Raw genomic sequence first — 3,601 nt, forward strand, 5'->3', positions numbered from 1 at the left:
TCCCTAACCCTCCCCTTGTAAAGGGGAGGTTTAGGGATTTTTTCTGTTTCCCTTGCCCCAACGACAATTTCTAACGCCCACCTACTTAATTGACATAAACCTATAATTATTTGTTAAATTGTTTTTTAACCAAAATATTTGTTGAACCTGATTTAATAGCTACTAAATATTTGCAGCCTGACTATTGGGCAGTTATATCACTTAAATGCTAATTTATATCAGACTGTTTGTAATCTTCAACTAAAAACAACAAGGCATCACCAAGCATGACACAAAGAAAACGAGCTTTAATTACTGGTATTACTGGTCAAGATGGTTCTTATTTAACCGAACTTTTACTAGAACAAGGTTATGAAGTACACGGAATTATTCGCCGTACTTCCACCTTTAACACAGACAGAATTGATCATATGTATGAAGATCCTCATAACGAGGGCGCAAGGCTATTTCTCCACTATGGTGATTTGACAGACGGAACAACTCTACGGCGGATTTTAGAAGAAGTTAAACCTACAGAAATTTATAACTTAGGCGCTCAATCCCACGTTAGGGTAAGTTTTGACTCACCTGAATATACAGTAGACGCTGTAGGTATGGGGACATTACGGTTATTAGAAGCAATCCGCGACTACCAACATCGGACTGGGATTGAAGTCCGTTTCTATCAAGCTGGTTCTTCGGAAATGTATGGTTTGGTGCAAGCAGTTCCTCAAAGTGAAACCACACCTTTTTATCCCCGCAGTCCCTACGCTTGTGCTAAGGTGTACGCTCACTGGCAAACCATCAATTACCGCGAATCTTACAATTTATTTGCTTGTAACGGTATTCTTTTTAATCATGAATCTCCAAGACGGGGAGAAACATTTGTTACTCGGAAAATTACTAGAGCAGTAGCCCGCATTGTTGCTGGTAAACAAAAAAATATCTACATGGGTAATTTAGACTCCAAGAGAGATTGGGGCTATGCGAAAGATTACGTCAAAGCTATGTGGTTGATGTTGCAGCAAGAGCAACCGGATGATTATGTGGTGGCTACAGGTGAAACCCATTCAGTGAAGGAGTTTCTGGAGTTAGCATTTAGTTATGTTAATCTCGATTGGCAAAAATACGTAGAGTTTGATCAACGCTATTTACGTCCTGCTGAAGTGGATTTACTAATTGGTGATCCCACTAAAGCCCAGCAGAAATTAGGCTGGCAACCATCGGTAACATTTAAAGAACTGGTTGCGTTAATGGTGGAAGCTGATTTACAAGCTGTGGGTTGTACTTCCTCCAATGGGAATGGTGGAAAACAAATTCAAGATATTGCTACTACCCGTCAAGAATTGGGATCTCTGCACTTTTAATTCCGATCAAGGATAATAATATGACAGCCTTAGAATTAGAAAATAAACGAATTCTTGTCACTGGTGGGGCGGGTTTTCTCGGTCGTCAAGTAATAGATCAATTGTATCAGCATGGCGCTAATCGTGAGAAAATTACTGTAACGCGATCGCACGATTGTGATCTACGGGTATGGGAAAATTGTCAACGGGCAGCAGACCAACAGGATATTATCATTCACTTAGCCGCTCATGTGGGGGGGATTGGTTTAAATAGAGAAAAACCCGGTGAGTTATTTTATGATAACTTGATCATGGGGACTCAGTTAATCCATGCAGCTTATCAACAGGGGATAGAAAAGTTTGTCTGTGTAGGAACTATTTGCGCTTATCCTAAATTTACCCCTGTACCATTTAAAGAAGATGACATCTGGAATGGTTATCCAGAAGAAACTAACGCCCCCTATGGAATTGCGAAAAAAGCCCTGTTGGTACAATTGCAATCCTATCGTCACCAGTATGGGTTTAATGGTATTTACCTGTTACCTGTAAACTTGTATGGACCCGAAGACAACTTCAACCCCAGCAGTTCTCATGTTATTCCGGCTTTGATTCGCAAAGTGCAAGAAGCCCAAACTAGGGGAGAAAAGCAACTTCCTGTTTGGGGTGATGGTTCTCCTACCCGTGAGTTTTTGTATTCTACAGACGCAGCACGGGGAATAGTCATGGGAACTCAGTTTTATAATGATGCTGAACCCGTCAATTTAGGAACTGGTTACGAGATATCCATTAAAGACTTAATTACCCTAATTTGCGAATTAATGGAGTATGAGGGTGAACTTGTGTGGGAAACCGACAAACCCAATGGTCAACCCCGACGTTGTTTGGATACGGAAAGAGCAAAACAGGCTTTTGGTTTTACTGCTGAGGTAGAATTTAGAGAAGGCCTGAAAAATACTATTGACTGGTGGCGGAAAACCGCTACATAAGAGTATCTCGTTCCCAGTCTCCGACTGGGAATGCTTCATAGAGTCTCTGACTCTAGTATACATAGAAGGCAGAGTATGGGAACGAGGGAAATCTAAAATCTAAAATCCAAAATTGTCACAACTAACTAAAAAGGAATTGCGACGGGTTTTACTCCAAAAACGTCAGTCTATGACATTATTAGAATGGCGGGGAAAAAGCGATCGCCTCACTACCAACATTCAAAACTCAGTTATATTTAATCAAGCAAATACAATTCTGGCTTTTTTTAGCTTTCGCCAAGAACCTGATATTAGCTCGCTATATACTAACATTAATAAACGTTGGGGTTTTCCCCGTTGTGTTGATAAATCTCTAGTTTGGCATTATTGGCAACCTGATGACACAATTAATATCGGCGCTTATGGGATTACTGAACCTCACCACGAAGCACCGATAATAGAGATGGAAGAAGTAGATTTAATTATTGTCCCCTGTGTGGGTTGTGATGTCCAAGGATACCGCTTAGGTTATGGTGGTGGATATTATGACCGTTTGTTAAATTCTCCCGGTTGGGAGACGAAAGCGACTATAGGAGTAGTTTTTGATTTTGCTTATTTATCTCAATTACCTGTTGATAGTTGGGATAAGCCTTTAGATAGGGTGATTACAGAAAATGGATATTAGGTAATTATTAAATAATTTAAAGATGAATGAACCGCAGAGGCACAGAGGTCACAGAGAAATGAGGGTTTGAGAGATATTTTACATAAGTCCTGATTTTATTAAATCGGAAATTTTTGATAAGATAAAAATATCATCTTGTTGGCGGTTTTAATTTACAATTATATTCAATTTATAAATATGCGTATTGAAGAATTACATTTACAAAACTTTCGAGGTTTTCGAGAACTTAAATTAACGCTTCCCTCTGATTTGGCTGTGTTTATTGGAGTCAATGGTTCAGGTAAATCATCTATTTTAGATAGTATTGCTATATTTTTATCTCAATATGTATATCAATTAAGATCAGGGGATAAATTTGATCTAAAAGATGATGATATTAACATCAATTCAAATACAGTTTCAATATCTACTCTTGTTAAAGTTGACTCACAGAATAAGTTGGACTGGAAAATTTGTAAAAAGAGAGATAAAACTCAATTGGAAATATACACGAAAGAAATTGATAATTATGCTAAAGAAACCATTTCAAAATTAACAGATAGTAGTGATGATTTAAGCAATTTTTTGATTGAAAATTCGATCATAGAAACTGATGATAATTATAATCATTGTCCTTTGCCAATTAT

At 38.2% G+C, this 3,601-nt stretch carries 4 protein-coding genes; all 4 read left to right on the top strand.

Translation table 11 applies throughout. From position 1 onward, the window contains the following. Positions 1–266: 266 nt before the first annotated feature. Positions 267–1,346 carry a GDP-mannose 4,6-dehydratase gene (gene gmd, locus IQ228_RS23290; protein ID WP_027402800.1) on the top strand — a complete coding sequence of 360 codons (1,080 nt, stop codon included), beginning with the start codon at positions 267–269 and terminating at the stop codon, positions 1,344–1,346. Between the two features lie 20 nt (positions 1,347–1,366). Continuing rightward, positions 1,367–2,311 (top strand): GDP-L-fucose synthase, encoded by a 945-nt coding sequence (locus tag IQ228_RS23295; RefSeq protein ID WP_193964597.1) that lies wholly within the window; start codon positions 1,367–1,369, stop codon positions 2,309–2,311. Positions 2,312–2,423: 112 nt separating this feature from the next. After that, the gene (locus tag IQ228_RS23300) at positions 2,424–2,975 is read left to right on the top strand and encodes a 5-formyltetrahydrofolate cyclo-ligase (protein WP_027402798.1); all 552 of its coding nucleotides are present in this window, start codon (positions 2,424–2,426) and stop codon (positions 2,973–2,975) included. Between the two features lie 177 nt (positions 2,976–3,152). Further along, on the top strand, positions 3,153–3,601 hold a 449-nt coding region (locus tag IQ228_RS23305; RefSeq protein WP_193964598.1), incomplete at its 3' end, for an ATP-binding protein.

Source organism: Dolichospermum sp. LEGE 00246, assembly GCF_015207865.1.
GTDB lineage: Bacteria > Cyanobacteriota > Cyanobacteriia > Cyanobacteriales > Nostocaceae > Dolichospermum > Dolichospermum heterosporum.